The sequence below is a fragment of the [Actinomadura] parvosata subsp. kistnae genome, from assembly GCF_900323885.1.
GTDB classification, from domain to species: domain Bacteria; phylum Actinomycetota; class Actinomycetes; order Streptosporangiales; family Streptosporangiaceae; genus Nonomuraea; species Nonomuraea composti.
In genome coordinates this window covers 818,171-835,359 of the sequence record NZ_OOHJ01000006.1, presented here as the reverse complement: position 1 = coordinate 835,359, position 17,189 = coordinate 818,171, and the positions used below count along the sequence as shown (strand labels likewise).

Genomic DNA, 17,189 nt, shown 5'->3' with positions numbered 1-17,189 from the left:
GACGAGCCCGGCCTTACGGCTCGCTGCACCGCACTAAATCGCGGACGCCGGCTTCAGCCCGGATCACGAACGGGACTCCGCGGTGAGCTTGGCGAGGTCGGGGGCGAAGACGCTCATCCAGTGGGGATGCAGCCGGTAGTAGACCACTTCGTTGTCCCAGTCGAAGAGGTCGTCGCCGTAGAAGTCCTTGAGGTAGGCGAGCAGGTCCGGCCAGTCGGCGGCCGGCTCGCCACCCAGGGGGTTGAGGATCTCCACCGTGCCGTGCGTGAACACCCCCAGGTCCTCACCGCGCAGGTGCGCGACGCTGGCGGCGGGGCGGGCCGCCAGATGGCGGGCCTTGGCGGCTGTGCGCGCCGTGCCGAAGTGCCACTTGCCGTGCAGGAAGTGCCCGTCCGCCCCGCTGATCCGCGGCTCGCCCTTCGCCGTCACGGTGGACAGCGCCAGGGTGCACATGCCGGTGAGGACGCCGGTGAGCTGCTCCGCGGTCAGTGTGCTGTCGGTGGTGATGATCGAGCGGAGATGCGAGGTGGAACGGGAAAGAGAAGCGTCCAGCAGAGCCTGCAGTTCCTGGAGCTCTTCTCGCGTTTCGTGCATGGCGGTCCTTGTCTGTCCATGAGGGCTCGGTCGGCGCTCTCCATCGGCGCCGACCAGCGCATCATGCTCGCCGTAAAACCCGACATCTTGTGTCATGATTTTCATCGGCTGCGCGAACACCATCGCGCTCAGGGCACTAGGCGTTCTTGCCGTCGCGAAGGCGCCCGATTCTGGCCCGGACACCGTCGCTCGAAAGGAGCTGCCGGGCCACGATGTGTCCCGAGCCGCCTCCGAGGCCGGCGCCGGGATGGGTGAAGGCGCCGATGTGCCAGAGCCCGGCGATGCCCGTCCGGTGGCCGGTGCCGGTGCCGGGACGCCACACGAAGCTCTGGTCGAGTTCGGCGGCGCCGCCGTACGGGTCACCGGCGACCGCGTTCGGGTTCGCGGCGAGCAGGGCGGGTGGCGGCAGGGCGACGGTGCCGCGGATGCTGTCGCGAAGACCGGGAGCGAAGGCCGCGATGCGATCGATCACCCGGCCCACATATGCCGCCACGACCTCCTCGCTCCACCCGCCGGCCACGTCGATCTCGCCCGCGGCGTCACCGCGGGGAGCGAACGGCAGCTCCTGGAGCTGGATCCACAACGTGCCGGCGCCCTCCGGAGCGCGGCTGGGGTCGAGAACCGTCTGCTGTCCGACGACGACCGTGGGCGCGGCGGGCAGCAACCCGGCCTCGGCCTGGGCGCAGGCGATGCCGGTGCCGTCGGCGCCGTTCGAGACGTGCACCAGCGGCACCGGGTCCAGGGCGGCATCGCTCCACCGCAACCGTTCGCCGAGGGCGAGGTGGATCTGCATGGCGGCCCGGCCCGGCCGGTGCAACCGCGCCGCACGCCGCCCCTTGCCGGTCACGGCGTCGCGGTCCAGCAGCCGCTCGTACAGATCGCCGGTCGAGGTCGAGGCCAGCACCGCCTTGCGGGCCGCGATACGCCGGCCGCCGGCGTGGACGGCGACCGCGCGGCCGCCGGCGACCTCGATCCGCTCGGCGCGGACACCCGGACGGACCTCGACACCACGGTCGGCGAGCAGCCGCTCGAAGGCCGCCACGAACCGCCGCGCTCCGCCCTTCACCACCGGAAGGCCGATGCCGTGCATGGTGGCCGCCATCACCGGCAGCATCAGGCCGCCGCCGGCGTGGTCCGGGCCCAGCCCGGCATGCAGCAGCCACGGCGTCCAGAGCTGGTCGGCCTCCCACCCGGTGAAACGCTCGCGGACGAAGCCGCGGCCGCTCTGCGCGGCGACCCGGGCCAGCTCCAGCGCGCCGCTCACGCCCAGGCCCCGCAACGCGGTCGCGCCGACCCGGGCGATGTCCCGGGCGCGCAGCTCCGAGCCGAGCACGCCGAACACGACGCCCGCACGCCGCTCGAACTCAGCGAGCATGGTGCGGTACGCCGCCTGGTCGTCGGCGTGGGCCAGCCGGGCGGCGGTCGCCTCCGGGTCCCGGTCGGCGATGACGACGCCGCGCTCGGAGATGGACGCGGTCACGGCGCCATCGGTGTTGGCGTACTCCAGGCCGCGCTCGTGCAGCGCCGCGCCGAGCTCGGCGTACGCGCCGCCCCCGACGAACAGCGGATGCCACGAGGAGAACGTGTCGTGGACGTGCCCGGGGATCGTCAGCTCCTCGGAGTCCATGAACCCGCCGAGCCGGTCGCGCGTGTCGAGCAGCACCACCTTCCATCCGGCGCCCGCGAGCTCGGCCGCGGCCACCAGACCGTTGATGCCCGCTCCGATCACCACAACATCGGCTTCGTCGCTCACCGTTCACCCCCGAGTCGTCATCGTCCGGCGCGGGTACAGGTCTTCGGCCTGCCGGCCTTGCTCCACCTGGACCCGCCTCACTGGCGCGCAGCATGCTCCAGCGTGATCAACGGGACGGCACCGCCCTGGGACAGGCGGGAACGGGAGGCGGTCCCTGATTAGCACCACTCTGGCAACCCAGTCAATCGCGCCGAATGCAGATCCAGTCCCATGACAGCGGCACCTTTGGCCCTTCTTCGCGCAATGTCCTGATGCCATGCGTCATGTGAGGGTTTCGGGTTCGCTCCCCTTCGCACCCGGGCACGGCTCCCCGGAGAGTCGGGCCTGTCGGCCGGCTCCATCCACGCGCACCGGGCGGTGGAGGCCGGCGCCGTCGGCAAGGTCCTGGTGGACATCACCCCCTGAACGCCCGCGCCGCTTCAGGAGGCGACCGAGACGACGTGGCCGACCGACGTACGATCGCCGATCAGCTCCAGCATGCAGTCGGCCACGTCGGCGCGGGAGGTGGACAGCCCGCCCCGGACGCTCAGATCCCTGGCCGTGCGGTAGGCGCCGGTACGGCCGGCGTCGGTCAGGCGGGCGGGCCGCACGATCGTCCAGTCCACCCCGGTGCTGCCGCGCAGCAGTTGTTCGGCCCTGGCCAGGTCGGCGTAAGAATGGCGGAACAGCCGCTGGACGATCAGCGGCTTGAGCACGTACCGCGTGAAGGGCCCGTCACCGGCGTCGGCCTCCAGCCCGGCGGCGCTGACCATCAGCAGCCGCCGCGTGCCCTCCCGCCGCATGGCCGCGAGGATGGAGGTGATGCTGTCGGTCTGGACGGTGGTGGGGCCGCGTTCGCGCGAGCCCATCGCGCTCAGCACGGCGTCCCGGCCGGCGACGGCGGGGGCGATGGCGTCGGGGTTCATGATGTCGGCCTCGAGCACGTCGAGGCGGTCGCGCAGTCCGGCGGGCAGGCGGCCGGCGTCGCGGACGACGGCGGTGACGTCGTGGGCCCGCTCCAGTCCCTGGCGCAGCAGCTCCAGCCCTGTGCCGCCGGTGGCTCCGAAGACGGTGATCTTCATGTGCGTCGCCTCTTCCAGGCAGGTTGGTAAGTGCTTACTCACCCACCTTAACGCCCTCCCCCACCGGCCGGCCCAGGGATGCACATCCCGTGCTGGGACGAGAACGTCGAACAGCAGCCCTGCGGCGAGCACGGGGCCGAGCACCTTGGCGTTGACCATGTGCTCGCGCACGTCGACAGCCCGGCGCTCGGCGTGGGACAGGCACGCGGCGATCCGGGTGGTCCAGCGTTCCTGTGCACGCCTGATGCGTTCCGCGGACCGTGTTGGCGTGCAGGGTCAGCTCCGCGGCGGCTCGGACGTCTCCGAAGTTGCGGAGGCAGCACAGGAGGGGCGTCCGGTAGACGGTGCCGTGAGCAGAGCTTCGGCGTCACCCGCCGTCCTGTACCCCACTTGCGCGATGCGCCACCTCGGCACCGCCGGAGATCTGCGCGTCGTCGCGAGGTCAGGCGGACGCCTGCTCGGCCAGCGCGCGGGCCAGCCCCACCACGATCTCGCGCCGCCGGGCCACAGCCCGCTCGGGGTCGGGCTCGTCGAGGATGAGGCGGCGCAGCTGCGGCACCGCGAAGTTCCACGCCACCAGGCCGAGGATGGTGAACAGCCAGTCCTGGGCCGTGGCCCGGTCGGGCAGGCCGGCGGTCAGGAGGTCGTCGACGTGGCCGCGGTAGGAGTCCTTGCGCTCCTGCTCGCCCTCGACCGGGCCGCCGCCGGCCTCCAGCGCCTCCCACAGCAGCAGGCGGATCAGCTCGGGGTGCTCGTGGTACCAGTCGTAGAGCTGCCCGACCGTCTCGGGCAGGGTGCGGGGGTCGAGGCTGACCGCGTGGCAGATCTCGTCCAGCTTGGCGCGGACGACGGCGCCGAACAGCTTCTCCTTGCCGCCGTAGTACAGGTAGATGGCCTGCTTGTTGGCGCAGGCGGCGGCGGCGATGCGGTCGACCCGGCCGCCGGCCAGGCCGTGCTCGGCGAACTCGGCCGTGGCGGCCTCGAAGATCCGCTGCCGGGTGGCCTCCGCGTCGTAGGTCATGCCGCCAATTAAACCATCCAGTTGACTTATTGGCCGCCTCTGCGCCATGGTGGTGCCCATCGGCTAAACCAACTAGATGGTTTATTTCGCTTCAGAAGGAGAACCGCCATGTCCACGACCCTTGCTCCCATTCCCGTCACCACCCCCATGCCCGCCGCCCTGGAGGGCCGCACGGTGGTGGTGGTCGGGGGCAGCTCCGGTATCGGGCTGGCCGCCGGCGCCCTGCTGACCTCCGTGGGCGCCCGCGTCGTGCTCATGGCGCGCGACGCCGGGCGCCTGGCGGCCGCCGTGGACCGGCTGCGCACGGCGGACGGCGCCTCCGTGACCGGCGTCGCGGGTGACGGGACGGATGAGAGCGTTCTGGAGCAGGCGCTCGACCAGGCGGGCAGCGTGGACCACGTCCTGGTGACGGCGGGTGGCTTCGCGGGCGGGGCGCTGCTGGACACGCCGCGCGAGCAGGTGCGCGAGACGGTGGAGGGGCGCATCTGGGGCGCGTACGGGGTCGCCAGGGCCGCCGCCCGCCGCCTGCCCGCCGGCGGCTCCCTCACCTTCAGCTCCGGCCTCTACCTGACCCGCCCGATCCCCGGCGCGTCGGCGGCCATCGCGAGCATCGGCGCCGTCGAGGGCCTGACCCGGGCCCTGGCGGTGGAGCTGGCGCCGCGGCGGCTGCGCGTCAACGCGATCAGGTACGGGGTCGTGGACACGCCGCTGTCGCGCGGCGCGCTGGGCCTGGCCGACGACGCGGCCGTGGCGGCGGCCGGGCAGAGCGCGCCGCTGGGACGGTTCGCGACGGCGGAGGAGGCGGCCTCGGCGGCGTTGTTCCTCATGGCGAACAACTTCGTGACCGGCACGGTGGTCACGGTGGACGGTGGCCAGAGCCTCGCCTGACCGCAAGAACCAGGGCCTCGTCCGACCGTAAAAACCAGGTCAGGGCAGGTTGAGCTGCCAGGAGACACCGAAACGGTCGTTGACCCAGCCGAACTTCCTGCTGAACCCGTACGAACCGAGCGGCATCAGCGCCTGCCTGTCCTCCAGCAGCGCGTCGTAGAGGCGCTGGAGCTGCTCCTCGCTGTCGCAGTCGACGAACAGCGACATCGACGGCGTGAAGGTGAAGCCGTGGACCGGGGGGCTGTCGATGCACATGTACTCCCGGCCCGCCAGCGAGAACGTGGCGTGCTGGATCGTGCCCTCGGGCCCGTCCTCGCCGGGGCCGTAGCGCTTGACGGAGACCACCTTGCCGTCGTCGAACAGCGACACGTAGAAGTTCATCGCCTCCTCGGCGTCGCGGTTCTGGAACATCAGGAACGTGGTGATCCTCATCAGGACTCCTCCTGCTCCGGGGCGTAGAACGCGTTGATCCTGGCGACGGTCTCGTCCACCACGTCGTCGGGGGCGCCGGCGGCGCGGTGGGCCTCGCCCCAGGAGCGGGCGCTGCCCAGGATGTAGGCGCGGCCGTCCTCGGTGAGGTGGAAGGTGGCCTCGTCGACCTTCTCGCCGCCCTCCAGGTGCAGGGCCAGGCCGAGCAGGGCCAGGTCCCAGCCGACGCCGGTCGCGCCGGGGCCGTACTGCGACCAGAACTCCTCGGGCGGCTCGGCGGTGTGGACGAGCTCGAAGCGGGTGCCGCCGTCCTCGGCGGCCAGGCGCACCTCGACCTCGGAGAAGCCGGGGTCGGGGCCGAACAGCCAGGAGACCTTGAGCAGGCTCGGCGGCTCGCAGCGCAGGATCTCGCCGCCGGCGTTGCCTTCGAGCTGGTACGTGCCGCCCAGCCGCAGGTCGCCGCTGATGGGCATGAACCAGCGGCGCAGCCGGTCGGGGTCGGTGATGGCCTGCCAGACGTCGGAGACCTCGGCGTCGTAGTGGCGGCGCAGCACGACGCTCTTGCGCTTGCCGTCGATCAGCTCACGGTGTGCCCGCGTGAGATGGTCGATCATGTTCATGGTTCGTCCTTCGTCTCGTTGGTGATGCGGCGTTCGCGCTTGCCCCGGGCCAGCTCCGTGGCCAGGGCGTCCAGGCGCTGCTCCCAGAAACCCCGGAAGCGGTCCAGCCAGAGGTCGACCTCCCGCAGCGGCCCCGGCTCGACGGCGTACAGCCGCCGGGTGCCCTCGGCCCGCACGCTGGCGAACCCGTTGTCGCGCAGCACCCGCAGGTGCTGGGAGACGGCCGGCTGGGAGATGCCGAACTCCTGCTGGATGACGGCGGTGACCTCGCCGGAGCTGCGCTCGCCGCCGGCGAGCAGCTCCAGGATCCGGCGGCGGACCGGATCGCCGAGGACGTCGAATGCGTGCACGACCAGCAGTGTTTCAGCCACTGCTTATATAAGTCAACCCTGGGATAACTATAAGTCGTCGAAGCCGCGCGCGCTCAGCGCCTCGCCGAGCGCGTCCGCGTGCCGCAGCGCGCCGACCACCAGCGGCACCGCGAACGCCCGCACGCTGCGCTCCACTCCCCTGGCCCGCTGCGCCTCCCCGACGCGGGCCGCCAGCGCGGCCACCACCGGCACACTGCGTACGGTCAGCGACAGCAGCAACGACAGCCGGAACGGGTCCAGCCCCACGAACCTGGCCGGCGACAGGCACCGCTCCAGCGCCCGCATCATCGCCGCGGTGCGGGTGGTGAGCGTCACCAGCCCGGCCAGCGCCACGGCCAGCACCACCCGCAGCGTCGTCGAGACCGCCCCGTCCAGGCCGGCGAAGAGGAGCTGCATCCCGAACAACGCCACCGCGAACCAGCGCACCGGCCGCACCTGCGCCCACGCCGCCGCCACGCCCACCCGCGACAGCGCGTACAGGGCCACGACCACCACCCCCGCCCCGGCCAGAGCCAGGGGGGAGCCCAGCAGCACCAGCGCGGTGCACGCCACGGCCAGACCGGCCAGCTTGGCGCCGGCGGGCAGGCGGTGCAGCGGGGAGGAGCCGGGCACGTACGCGCCGGTCAGGGCGTTCACGCCATGAGCTTCCTGTAGTGGCCGATGGCCTCCTCCGGGGAGCCGTCGGCGACGACGCGGCCCTCGTCGAGCACCAGCACCCGATCGAAACCGGTCAGCAGCGGCAGGTCGTGGGTGACCACCAGCACCTGCTGCGGCATCTCGCCGAGCAGGCCGGCGACCTGGCGCGAGTGGCGCAGGTCCAGCAGTGTGGTGGGCTCGTCCATGACCAGGATCTCGGGCTCCAGCACCATGACCGAGCACAATGCCAGGAGCTGCTTCTGCCCGCCCGACAGGTGATGGGCGGGATGGTCGGCGTGATCGGCCAGCCCGTAGCGGGCCAGGACGTCGGCCACGCGCCGCTCGACCTCCTCGCGCGCCAGGCCCTTGCGGCGCAGGGAGAAGGCGACGTCCTCGGCCACGGTGGGCATGACGATCTGCGCGTCGGGGTCGGTGAACAGGAAGCCGACGCCGCGCCTGATCTTCGCGGCGTGGCGTCTGGTGTCCAGGCCGAGCACGGTGACGCTGCCGGAGGTGGGCAGCGCCAGGCCGTTGACCAGGCGGGCCAGGGTGCTCTTGCCGGAGCCGTTGGCGCCGACCACGCCGACGCGCCGCTCGGTCAGGGAGGCGGTGACGCCGCGCAGCACGTCGCGCTGCCCGAGGCGGACGTGCACCTCGTCGAACTCGATCGCCATCACACCACCTCGAACAGCGCCGCCACGCCCATCCCACCCCCGACGGCCGCCGCCGCCAAACCCAGGGTGCCTGGCGGGGCGCCGGCCCGGACCAGCCGGCTGAACAGCCGGGTCACCACGACGGCCCCGCTCGCCCCCCACGGATGGCCCAGCGCCAGCGCGCCGCCGCCGGCGCACACGCGCTCGTCGCCGGCGCCCAGCGGGTCGAGCCCGAGCGCGTCGGTGACGGCCAGCACCTGCGCCGCGAACGCCTCGACGATCTCCACCGCCGCGACCCGCCCCATGTCCACCCCCGTCCGCGCCAGCACCCGGCGGATCGCCGGCACCGGCCCCACCCGGGCAGCTCCGGATCGCACCCGGCCACGGCCCCGGCCACCAGCCGCATCCCCGGCAGGCCCGCGCGCAGCCGCTCCGGCACGAGGGCCACGGCCGCGGCGCCGTCGCTGACCGGGGAGGAATTACCGGCCGTCACTGTACCTTCCCGGACGAACGCCGCAGGCAGGCGGGCCAGCGAGGTCGCGCGCAGCGGGCGCGGCCGCTGGTCGTCGCGCCGCTCCCCGATCGGGACGATCTCCTGCTCGAACAGCCCGGACTGCCTGGCGGCCAGGGCGCGGGCGTGGCTGCGGCAGGCGTAGGCGTCCTGGCGGTCGCGGACGATCCCGTACGCCGCCGCGAGCGCTTCGGCGGCCGGCCCCATGTCGGGGTCGGGATGGCCGGACGGGGTGAACGGCGCCCGCGCGTACGGCTCCGAGTCGCCCTTGAACATGCGCAGCGGGGCGGTCGAGGCGCTCTCGGCCCCGCCCGCGATCACCAGGTCCGACTCGCCCGCCCGCACGGCCTGCCCGGCCAGCAGGATCGCGGCCAGCCCGCTGCCGCACTGCCGGTCCACCGTCAGCCCGGGCACCTCGTGCCCCAGCCCGGCGGCCAGCGCCGCCACGCGGGCCACGTTCCCGCCGGGCCCCATGCAGTTGCCGAGCATCACGTCGTCGATCCGCCTGCCCGGCACGTCGGCGGCGACGGCGGCGATCACGGGCGCGGCCAGCCGGTCGACGGTCAGCTCCTTGTACGCGTGCCCGGCCGTGCCGATGGGCGTGCGCCGGGCCGCCACCACCACCGGGGTGTCGCCGCCCATGTCAGGCCAGCCGCCGGATCTCGGGGTCGCCGCCCGCCAGCCGGGCCGCGACCAGGGCGCGGGCCGGTTTGCCCGTCGGGTTGCGCGGCAGGCTCGGCACCACGAACCAGCGGCGGGCCGCTGCGCCGCGTCCAGCCCGCCCCTGGCGGTGGCCTCCAGCAGCGCCCTGCGGGGCGCCGAGGTCTCCTGCGCCTCGACGACGGCCGTCACCACGGCGCCCAGGGACGGGTGCGGCAGCCCGACCACGACGATGTCGGCCACGCCCGGCACCTTCCTCAGCACCTCCTCGACGTCCTCGGGCACGACGGTGGCGCCGCCGGTCTGGATCGCGCCGTCGCCCCGCCCGCGCAGCCGCAGCACCTGGCCCGGCCGGTACGGCTCGGCGAGGTCGCCGACGGTCACCCAGCCGTCGCCGTCACGGCGCAGCGGCCCGGCGGCGCCCGCCAGGTAGCCTTCGGCCAGCCAGGGCGAGCGGGCCCACACCTCGCCGAGCGGCGCCTGCGCGCCGGTGCGGGCCTCGCCTGAGCCCGTGCGGGACCCGTCGGTGCGGGGGCGGACCTCGATCTCCACCTCGGGGAACGGCCGCAGCCCGCCGCCGTCGGCGTCCATGGCGACGAACGACATCTCGGTGGCCCCGTAGTAGGAGACGACGCGCACCCCGGCCGCGTCGGCCGCCGCCCGCGCGCCCGGCTCGAGTGCCGCGCCGCCGACCAGGGCCACGCGGACCGAGCCCGGCTGCCGGAGCACGTCGGGCAGCCGGTGCGGCACCACGTGCACGACGCTCGCCCCGGCCAGGTGGGCGGCCAGGGAGCGGCCGGCGGGCCAGCGGCCGGGCAGGATCGCGGTCGCGCCGGTGGCCAGGGCGTGCAGGGCGGCGAAGGCGTACAGGGAGGAGACCAGCGGGCCCGGCACCAGCACGACGTCGTCGGGGCCGATCCCGGCCAGGCGGTCGAGGTGGGCGTAGGAGTCGGTCCAGGAGGCGCGGGTGCGCACGATGGCGCGGGGCCGTCCGGTGCTGCCGGAGCTGAAGCACGCCCAGGCCAGGTCGCCGGGACGAGCCTCAGGGTGGGGGTCGTGGCCTGGTACGTGCGGGAGCGGGGCGTCGATGTGGGCCGCCAGGTGCTCGCCGGTGACCTGCCCCCACCGCTCGCGGTCCCAGGCGGGGTCGCCGACCAGCGGCGTGGCGCCGGCCAGGTCGGCCGCCAGCACGGCGACCAGCAGCTCCACCGGATCGGCGGGCGCGACGGCGACCAGCGCGCCGGGCCCGAGGCCGAGGCGGCGCAGGTGCCGGGCGGCGCCGTCGATCCGGCGGGCGAGCGCGGAGTAGGTGAGCTCGGACGAAGGGCCGCGCACCGCGAGCCGGGACGGGCGCTCGGCGGCGTGCGACAGGACGTGTCGGGCTACGGGCATGGACGGGTCAACGCCCCCCGCCCGAGCGCAGGCGCTCCTGGTGCACGGCGGGCACCGCGTCGGGGTAGGCGCGCTGGGTGCCCCTGGCGACGAGGGAGGCGAGCACGGCCTTGATCACGTCGCCGGGCAGGAAGATGAGGCTGAGCCAGGCCGCCCGGCGGAGGGAGATCCCGGTGACGAGCGCCTGCACCGGGATGCCGAACAGGTAGATCACGCCCACGCCGCCCACCAGGCACGCCACGATGAGGCGGACGAGGCCGGGGTCGCGCCCGCCGCGCTCCACGAGCCAGCCCGTCACCGCCGCGCCCGCCACCCACCCGACCAGGTAGCCGGCCGACGGCCCGGTGAACACGCCGAGGCCGCCCCGCCCGCCGGCCAGCAGCGGCAGGCCGGCGGCCACCAGCACGAGCAGCACCACGACGGCCAGCGCCGCCCGCCAGGAGCCGAGGACGGCGCCGGCGAGCATCACCCCCATGGTCTGCAACGTGATCGGGACGGCGTTGCCGAAGACGTTCAGCGATCCGGGCAGGCCGAGTACGGCGATCAGCGCCGCGAACACGGCCACTCTCGCCAGGGTCCGCATCGCGAACCCGCGCTGTTTCCTCATGGGGTAGATCCCACACCACGATGGTCACGAGCGGGCATGGAGGTATCCCACAACATTGCGCCGAATCATCTGCGAGCGAACGATACCGGCCCTTCAGGCGGGATCGGAGCAGCGGGCGTCCCGGAACGCCTTGTCGATCCTGTCCTGCTCGGAGTCGAATTCCTTGGCGGGCAGGGCGTGGTTGGGCAGGGTGAAGTCCAGCTTCCGGGAGGCCGACAGGGTGATGCGGATCCGGTCGGGGGCGAGGGTGGTGCGGTCGGGGTAGCGCAGGCGGACGCGGTAGTCGGTGACGGGGACGTCGCCGCGCAGGCAGGAGCGGGCGCCGTCCTCGACGGCCTTCATCAGGCCCTGGTTGATCTGCCTGCCCTGCATCGGGACGAGGTTGTAGCGCATCCCGACGCCGTCGAAGGAGGCGGCGATGAGGTGGCCGCCGTTCCAGTCGCCCTTGCCGCCCCAGTTGCCCACGGTGCTCTGGCAGTCGGTACGCTCGGCGGCCTTGTCTACGAGCTTCCTGGCCAGGGCCTCGACGGGGCGTCCTTGCTGGTCGGTGGTGAAGGTCTGCTGGTGGGCCTGGTAGGTGTGGGCGGGCCGCAGGTGGCGTTCGCAGGGAGCGGTGTCGGGCGCGGTGACGGGCGCCGCCGCCGCGGCGGTGAGCAGCAGGGCGGCGGCGCTCGCCCGCCGCAGGGTGGGCAGCAGGGTGGGCAGCAGGGCGGGGGGACGTGCGGGCACGGTGGCGTTCCTCTCGAAAGGGGAGATCGCCGGCGCAGGCGCGATAGGCCGATGGAGGGGCGTATGGCCTTATCGGCCGCCTCGTCGGCTTTGTCGCGACATTCGTGCCCGTGACCGAAGTCACGTAACGTTACTGAACGGTTACTTCTCGTTGTTTCAGGCGGCCAGGCGGAGCGCGCGGGCCACGTCCGCGGTGGCGGCCGAGGTCTCGACGGCGGTGTAACCGTCGCGCAGCGACGCGTCGAGGTCCTTCAGCCCGTTGCCGCTCAGCGTGATCACGATGCGCAGGCCCGGCTCCAGCCCGCCCCTGGCGTGCAGGTCGAGCAGGCCCGCCACCCCGGCCGCCGACGCGGGCTCGGCGAAGACGCCGTCGCGGCGGGCCACCAGCCGGTACGCCGCGAAGATCTGCTCGTCGGTCACCGCGGCGATGAACCCGCCGGACTCGTCGCGGGCGGCCAGGGCGGCGTCCCAGGTGGCGGGGCTGCCGATGTTGATCGCGGTGGCCGCCGTGCGCGGCCGCGCGACGGGCTCACCGCGCACGAACGGGGCCGCGCCGGCCGCCTGGAAGCCCCACAGGCGCGGCAGCCGGGAGGACAGCCCCGCTTCGCGGTAGTTGCGGTAGCCGCCCCAGGTGGCGGTGATGTTGCCGCCGTTGCCCACCGGCAGGCAGTGCACGTCGGGCGCGTCGCCGAGGGCGTCGACCACCTCGTAGGCCACGGTGCGCTGCCCGGCCAGGCGCAGCTCGTTGCCGACCGAGTTGACCAGCGCGATCGGGTGGTGCGCGGCCAGCTCGCGGGCCACGCGCAGGCAGTCGTCGAACGTGCCGTCGATCTCGACGATCTCGGCCCCGTACCGGACGGCCTGGCTCAGCTTGCCCAGCGCGACGCCGCTCCTGGGCACCAGGACGGCGGCGCTCAGCCCGGCGCGGGCGGCGTAGGCGGCGGCCGAGGCGCTGGTGTTGCCGGTGGAGGCGCAGATGACGGCCCGCGCGCCGGCTTCGGCGGCCCGGCTGATCGCCACCGTCATGCCGCGGTCCTTGAACGAGCCCGTCGGGTTCGCGCCCTCGACCTTGAGCCAGACCTCGCAGCCGGTCAGCTCCGACAGGTGCCGCGAGCGCAGCAGCGGGGTGTTGCCCTCGTTCAGCGAGACGGAGGGGGTGTCGTCGGTGACCGGCAGCCAGCGCCGGTAGGGGCTGTCGATCAGGCCATGCCAGGTAGTCATGGCGGCACCGTAACATCCGTTTCGGATATTTCGTCAAATGGGGGCTGATGTAACATTTGTCATCGTGGAGAACGATGCGATCGCGGCCCGCCTCGGCGCCGTCTACCCGGAGCTGCCCCCTGGGGAGCGCGCCGTCGTCCGGGTGCTGCTCGACGACTACCCCTTCGCGGCGCTCGGCTCGCTGCGCGCTCTGGCCGAGCGGGCCGGGGTGAGCCCGCCGACGGCCTCGCGGCTGTTCGACCGGCTCGGCTACGACGGGTTCGCCGCCTTCCAGGCCGCCGTACGGGACGGGGCGCGCGATCGTTCGCAGCTCCTGGAGCACGTCTCCGGCCCCTCCGGGCTCGGCCAGGCCGCCGAGGAGCTGCGCGCCGGGCTCGACGGCGCCCTGGCCGCCGTGCCCGAGGCGCTGTGCCACAAGGTCGCCGTGCTGCTGGCCGGGGCGGGCACCGTGTGGGCGCTCGGCGGCCCGCTGAGCGAGCTGGCGGCCGACTACCTGATCCGCCAGCTCGCCAGCCTGCGCCCCGACGCGCACCGCGTCCCCGACGGGGCGCCCGCCCGGGCCAGGACGGTGCTGGACCTGGGGCCCTCCGACGTGGTCGTGGCCTACGACTTCCGTCGCTACTCCCCCGCCACCGCCCGGTTCGTGCGCGCCGCCCGCGAGCAGGGCGCGCGGCTGGTGCTCGTCACCGACGCCTGGGGCTCCCCGCTGGCCGCCGAGGCCGAGGTGCTGATCAGCCTGCCGCGTGAGGCGAGCGGGCCGATCGCGCCGCTCGCCCACGAGATCGCGGTCACCGAGCTGCTGCTCGTCGCCACGGCCGCCCGGCTCGCGCCGGCCCGGCGGCTGGCCGACCTCGACCGGCTCACCCGCGCCCTGAGCTGACCGCCGTCCTGCCCGGCTCGGGGGCGGTGCCCAGTGAGGCCCAGAACGCGCAGTTGCTCGCCTTGGCCGTGTTCACCGTGCGGATGGCGCCCGACGCCAGGCTCAGCACGTCGCCCGGGGAACGGAAACGCGGCCAGCCCGCTTGAGGGCGGCCGGTGGCGGCGAACGACGTCCAGAAGCCGACCATGGCGTCCGACAACCGCCGCTGCTCGGCGTTCAGCCCGCTCCCCGGCAGCAGGCCGGGGAACAGGTACTCCAGCTCCGAGGCGTGGTAGGCGCCCTCCTCGAAGCCGGGCACGTCGACCAGCGGCGGCGCGCTCCTGTCGGCGAACTGGTAGCCGTAGACCGGCACGCCGGAGCGGGCGAACAGGCCGAGCGCGTCCAGGTGCCCGCACGTGGCCAGGGGGGTGGCGAAGTCGGTCAGCAGGGTCGCGATCGCGATCCGCAGGTCGGGGTAGTCCGCCGCCGGGTAGCGGCCCAGGACGGCGGCGGCGTCGGCCCCGTACGTCTCGCGCACGAAGCCCTCGTACTGCTGCTCGGTGATCGGCTGCGGGTACTGCAGCGAGATGAACAGCCGCATCTCGTCCAGCGTGTTGCCGTGGACGACCGGCATGCGGTTGTAGCGTCCCGAGGCGATGGCGTCGCGCGGCTGCGCGGGCAGCACCGCATCGGCGCCGGCCACCGCGTACGGGTTCGGCTCCTGGTAGGACTCCAGCAGCGTCTTGACCGGCAGCGTGCGCAGGCAGGCGGCGTCGGAGCAGCCCACGGCCGCGGCGAAGGCGGCCCCGGCCGTCTCGGCCTCCGTCTCGGTCCTGGTGGGCCAGGCGCAGCTGTAGCTCTGCGCGATCGCGCGGTGGAACAGCCCGGCCGCGGTGGGCGAGGCCAGGTGGGCGCAGGTGTCGGCGGCGCCGGCCGACTCGCCGAACAGGGTCACGTTGCCCGGGTCGCCGCCGAAGGCCGCGATGTTGCGGCGCACCCAGCGCAGGGCGGCCTGCTGGTCGAGCAGGCCGTAGTTGCCGCTCTGGTAACGCTCTCCCGCCTCCAGGACGGGGTGCGCCAGCCAGCCGAGCACGCCCAGCCGGTAGTTGACGGTGACGACCACGACGCCGCCGTCCACCGCCAGCTTGGCGCCGTCGTACGGGGCGGAGTTGCCGTTGACGTTGCCGCCGCCGTGCAGCCAGACCATGACGGGCAGCCGCCCCGCGCGGCGCGGGGTGGTGACGTTGAGGTAGAGGCAGTCCTCGGCGTAGGTGGCCTGCGGGTTGCCGAAGGGGGACGCGGGTTGCGCGCACTGGCTCGCGAACGCGGTCGCGTCCCGCACGCCCCGCCACGGCCTGGCCGGGCGAGGCGCCTTCCAGCGCAATGCGCCGACCGGCGGCTCGGCGTACGGGATGCCCTTGAACTCCCTGCGGTCCTTCAGCACCACGCCCTGGACCACGCCCTGGTCGGTCCGCACCTGGCCCGGCGGGCCCGGGTCGGCGGCGGCCGGGGTGGCGAGCAGGGTGGCGAGCAGGGGGGTGAGGAGCAGAATCGCTGCTGCGGGAATGAGTCGCACGGAGATCTCCTTCCGGCGGAGCGCCCTGACCGTACACGTGTGGGCGCCCTGACCGTACACGCGGGTACGGCGCTCGCCTAGGGTGCCTCCTGGGGCGGGTCAGGCCGGTGGTGCCGGTCGTTCTCGACGCGCAGCTCGTCAGGCGGTCGGGCGCCCATATCGTCCGGATTTCTCACCTCTGGGATGGGCGAGTGCGGCGGCCAGGCAGGCGACCGGGATGACGGGCAGCACGTACCGGTGGTCGAAGTCGAGGACCGCGACCGGGCCGACCAGCAGGCCCACCGCCACCGCCCACGGCAGCAGCGCCACGCGGGGCCGCCGGACCGCCGCGAAGGCGCCGAGCAGCAGGATCAGGCCCAGCACGGGGCCGCGCAGGTAGGCGGCGTACTGGTAGGCGATGAGGACGTCCGCGTACGGCGACACCGACGACAGGCCGCGGATGTCCGGGTCGTACTCCCGTTTGACCTTGTCGATGAGCGGCTGGGCGGGCAGCTCCCAGTGCCCGCCGCGGAAGCCGAAGGCCGGGGTGACGCGTTGCGGGTGCGGGATCGGGGTCCAGGAGAAGGCGATCGCGGTGTCGGCGGCGACGTCGGCCAGGTAGTCCAGCGGCTGGGCGAGGATGGCCTCGATCGCGAACGCGCGGGCCTCGTCGTTGTGGGTGAAGCGGTCGCCGGGCAGCCGGTTGAGCGAGGCGCCGGGGGCCCACACGTACTCCGAGGCCGCGTCCACCGTCGTCCCGTTGGGGCACAGCGGCGCCAGATCGGGCGGCGGCTGGATGCGGGCGCAGTCGGCGAACGTCATCGTGCGGGCCCACAGCGCGACCCCGTCGGCACCGCTGAGGGCGAAGCGGCCGTGGTGGGCGGCGTACCAGCCGGCGTAGCCGGCCAGGGGCAGCGTACCGGCCAGGACCAGCGCCGCCAGGCGCCGCCACCCGACCCGCTGGACGGCCAGCACGAGCACGACCAGCAGCAGCAGCGGCAGCGCGATCGTCCGGGTCAGCGCGGCCGCCGCGAACAGCAGGCCGGCCCCGGCGGCGGCGCGCGTGGACAGCTTCGGCGACCACATCAGCACCGCCAGGCCGGCCACGACCAGGAAGATGAACTGCGTGTCCGACAGCACGCCGTGCTCCAGGCGCAGGAACGAGGCGTCGAACAGCAGCGGCACCGGCGCCAGCGCGGCCACCCAGCCGGGCGCCGACCGGCGGCGCAGCACCACGTACAGCAGCGTTCCCGTGGCCAGTCCGATGGCGTGCTGCACGGCCGCGATCAGCTCCACGCTGTGGAACGGCAGCAGCGCCCGCAGCAGCAGCGGGTAGCCGATGGGGTGGAAGGTCGCCGACGGGGCCGGGTGCACGGCAGTGTCGAGGTAGGTGAAGGAGTCGTACCAGTAGAGCGTGGCCGGACGGTAGCCGAGCATGGTCAGCACCCGCAGCGCGGCGGCCAGGACCAGCAGCACGGCGAAGACGCGGTGGCCGGCGGCGCGGCGGCGCAGCGGGGCGGGCAGTTGCACGCGGGTGGCGGTGAGCACGCGAGATCCGATCGTCGGGGCAGGGCAGGGCAGGGCAGGGCAGGGCGGGGGCAGGGCCGGGCTCCGGGCATGCCGGGAAGA

The 17,189-nt window shown here is 73.9% G+C and carries 17 protein-coding genes and 1 pseudogene; 2 read left to right on the top strand and 16 right to left on the bottom strand.

Translation table 11 applies throughout. From position 1 onward, the window contains the following. Positions 1-63: 63 nt before the first annotated feature. From KIS93_RS07830 to KIS93_RS07815, 4 genes are all read right to left on the bottom strand, one after another. Positions 64-594: a pyridoxamine 5'-phosphate oxidase family protein gene (locus tag KIS93_RS07830; protein WP_080038811.1), complete on the bottom strand. Its 531-nt coding sequence runs from the start codon at positions 592-594 to the stop codon at positions 64-66. A 136-nt stretch (positions 595-730) separates the two neighbouring features. After that, on the bottom strand, positions 731-2,347 hold the full coding sequence (locus KIS93_RS07825; protein WP_080038809.1) for a phytoene desaturase family protein: 1,617 nt from the start codon (positions 2,345-2,347) through the stop codon (positions 731-733). Positions 2,348-2,766: 419 nt separating this feature from the next. Continuing rightward, a complete protein-coding gene (locus KIS93_RS07820; protein ID WP_080038807.1) occupies positions 2,767-3,408 on the bottom strand; it encodes an NAD(P)-dependent oxidoreductase in 642 nt (213 codons plus the stop codon). 442 nt (positions 3,409-3,850) lie between these two features. Further along, entirely contained in the window at positions 3,851-4,429 is a 579-nt protein-coding gene (locus KIS93_RS07815) for a TetR/AcrR family transcriptional regulator (RefSeq protein WP_080038805.1), read from the bottom strand. Between the two features lie 108 nt (positions 4,430-4,537). Here KIS93_RS07815 and KIS93_RS07810 point away from each other — a divergent pair, with 108 nt between their 5' ends. Beyond that, positions 4,538-5,317, top strand: coding sequence for an SDR family oxidoreductase (locus KIS93_RS07810; protein WP_080038803.1), 780 nt, complete (start codon positions 4,538-4,540; stop codon positions 5,315-5,317). A gap of 39 nt (positions 5,318-5,356) precedes the next feature. On the opposite strand, the gene KIS93_RS07805 is transcribed toward KIS93_RS07810, so the two are convergent. The 10 genes and pseudogenes from KIS93_RS07805 to thrC form a co-directional block, all read right to left on the bottom strand. Next, positions 5,357-5,749: a VOC family protein gene (locus KIS93_RS07805; RefSeq protein WP_080038802.1), complete on the bottom strand. Its 393-nt coding sequence runs from the start codon at positions 5,747-5,749 to the stop codon at positions 5,357-5,359. After that, the gene (locus tag KIS93_RS07800; RefSeq protein WP_230466172.1) at positions 5,749-6,366 is read right to left on the bottom strand and encodes an SRPBCC family protein; all 618 of its coding nucleotides are present in this window, start codon (positions 6,364-6,366) and stop codon (positions 5,749-5,751) included. The genes KIS93_RS07805 and KIS93_RS07800 overlap by 1 nt, the downstream gene beginning before the upstream one ends. Next, positions 6,363-6,716, bottom strand: a complete 354-nt coding sequence (locus KIS93_RS07795) for an ArsR/SmtB family transcription factor (protein ID WP_080038799.1) — start codon at positions 6,714-6,716, stop codon at positions 6,363-6,365. The genes KIS93_RS07800 and KIS93_RS07795 overlap by 4 nt, the downstream gene beginning before the upstream one ends. 48 nt (positions 6,717-6,764) lie before the next feature. Continuing rightward, positions 6,765-7,373, bottom strand: a complete 609-nt coding sequence (locus KIS93_RS07790) for an energy-coupling factor transporter transmembrane component T family protein (protein WP_080038797.1) — start codon at positions 7,371-7,373, stop codon at positions 6,765-6,767. After that, positions 7,370-8,047, bottom strand: coding sequence for an energy-coupling factor ABC transporter ATP-binding protein (locus KIS93_RS07785; RefSeq protein ID WP_080038795.1), 678 nt, complete (start codon positions 8,045-8,047; stop codon positions 7,370-7,372). Before KIS93_RS07785 ends, KIS93_RS07790 begins: the two co-directional genes overlap by 4 nt. Next, complete coding sequence (locus KIS93_RS64785) at positions 8,047-8,331, bottom strand: hypothetical protein (protein ID WP_246005219.1); 285 nt, start codon at positions 8,329-8,331, stop codon at positions 8,047-8,049. The genes KIS93_RS07785 and KIS93_RS64785 overlap by 1 nt, the downstream gene beginning before the upstream one ends. A gap of 185 nt (positions 8,332-8,516) precedes the next feature. Then, a pseudogene (locus KIS93_RS07775) lies at positions 8,517-10,589 on the bottom strand (thiolase family protein); the annotation flags it as partial. A 7-nt stretch (positions 10,590-10,596) separates the two neighbouring features. Then, positions 10,597-11,196, bottom strand: a complete 600-nt coding sequence (locus KIS93_RS07770) for a biotin transporter BioY (RefSeq protein WP_080038791.1) — start codon at positions 11,194-11,196, stop codon at positions 10,597-10,599. 93 nt (positions 11,197-11,289) lie between these two features. Next, positions 11,290-11,925, bottom strand: coding sequence for a DNA/RNA non-specific endonuclease (locus KIS93_RS07765; protein ID WP_186403960.1), 636 nt, complete (start codon positions 11,923-11,925; stop codon positions 11,290-11,292). Positions 11,926-12,081: 156 nt separating this feature from the next. Next, positions 12,082-13,146: a threonine synthase gene (gene thrC / locus KIS93_RS07760; RefSeq protein WP_080038789.1), complete on the bottom strand. Its 1,065-nt coding sequence runs from the start codon at positions 13,144-13,146 to the stop codon at positions 12,082-12,084. A gap of 64 nt (positions 13,147-13,210) precedes the next feature. On the opposite strand from thrC, the gene KIS93_RS07755 reads away from it, so the two are divergent. After that, positions 13,211-14,026 carry a MurR/RpiR family transcriptional regulator gene (locus KIS93_RS07755; RefSeq protein WP_186403959.1) on the top strand — a complete coding sequence of 272 codons (816 nt, stop codon included), beginning with the start codon at positions 13,211-13,213 and terminating at the stop codon, positions 14,024-14,026. Here KIS93_RS07755 and KIS93_RS07750 read toward each other — a convergent pair. Next, complete coding sequence (locus tag KIS93_RS07750; RefSeq protein ID WP_222107317.1) at positions 14,007-15,581, bottom strand: carboxylesterase/lipase family protein; 1,575 nt, start codon at positions 15,579-15,581, stop codon at positions 14,007-14,009. The genes KIS93_RS07755 and KIS93_RS07750 overlap by 20 nt on opposite strands. Positions 15,582-15,719: 138 nt before the next feature. Beyond that, positions 15,720-17,108 carry a hypothetical protein gene (locus tag KIS93_RS07745; RefSeq protein WP_080038787.1) on the bottom strand — a complete coding sequence of 463 codons (1,389 nt, stop codon included), beginning with the start codon at positions 17,106-17,108 and terminating at the stop codon, positions 15,720-15,722. Between the last annotated feature and the right edge of the window lie 81 nt (positions 17,109-17,189).

Bases quoted from the DNA above. Each gene is read 5' to 3' on its own strand.
- KIS93_RS07800 (WP_230466172.1), bottom strand. From the start codon at position 6,366: ATGAACATGATCGACCATCTCACGCGGGCACACCGTGAGCTGATCGAC.
- KIS93_RS07815 (WP_080038805.1), bottom strand. From the start codon at position 4,429: ATGACCTACGACGCGGAGGCCACCCGGCAGCGGATCTTCGAGGCCGCC.
- KIS93_RS07770 (WP_080038791.1), bottom strand. From the start codon at position 11,196: ATGAGGAAACAGCGCGGGTTCGCGATGCGGACCCTGGCGAGAGTGGCC.
- KIS93_RS64785 (WP_246005219.1), bottom strand. From the start codon at position 8,331: ATGGGGCGGGTCGCGGCGGTGGAGATCGTCGAGGCGTTCGCGGCGCAG.
- KIS93_RS07805 (WP_080038802.1), bottom strand. From the start codon at position 5,749: ATGAGGATCACCACGTTCCTGATGTTCCAGAACCGCGACGCCGAGGAG.
- KIS93_RS07785 (WP_080038795.1), bottom strand. From the start codon at position 8,047: ATGGCGATCGAGTTCGACGAGGTGCACGTCCGCCTCGGGCAGCGCGAC.
- KIS93_RS07810 (WP_080038803.1), top strand. From the start codon at position 4,538: ATGTCCACGACCCTTGCTCCCATTCCCGTCACCACCCCCATGCCCGCC.
- thrC (WP_080038789.1), bottom strand. From the start codon at position 13,146: ATGACTACCTGGCATGGCCTGATCGACAGCCCCTACCGGCGCTGGCTG.
- KIS93_RS07830 (WP_080038811.1), bottom strand. From the start codon at position 594: ATGCACGAAACGCGAGAAGAGCTCCAGGAACTGCAGGCTCTGCTGGAC.
- KIS93_RS07820 (WP_080038807.1), bottom strand. From the start codon at position 3,408: ATGAAGATCACCGTCTTCGGAGCCACCGGCGGCACAGGGCTGGAGCTG.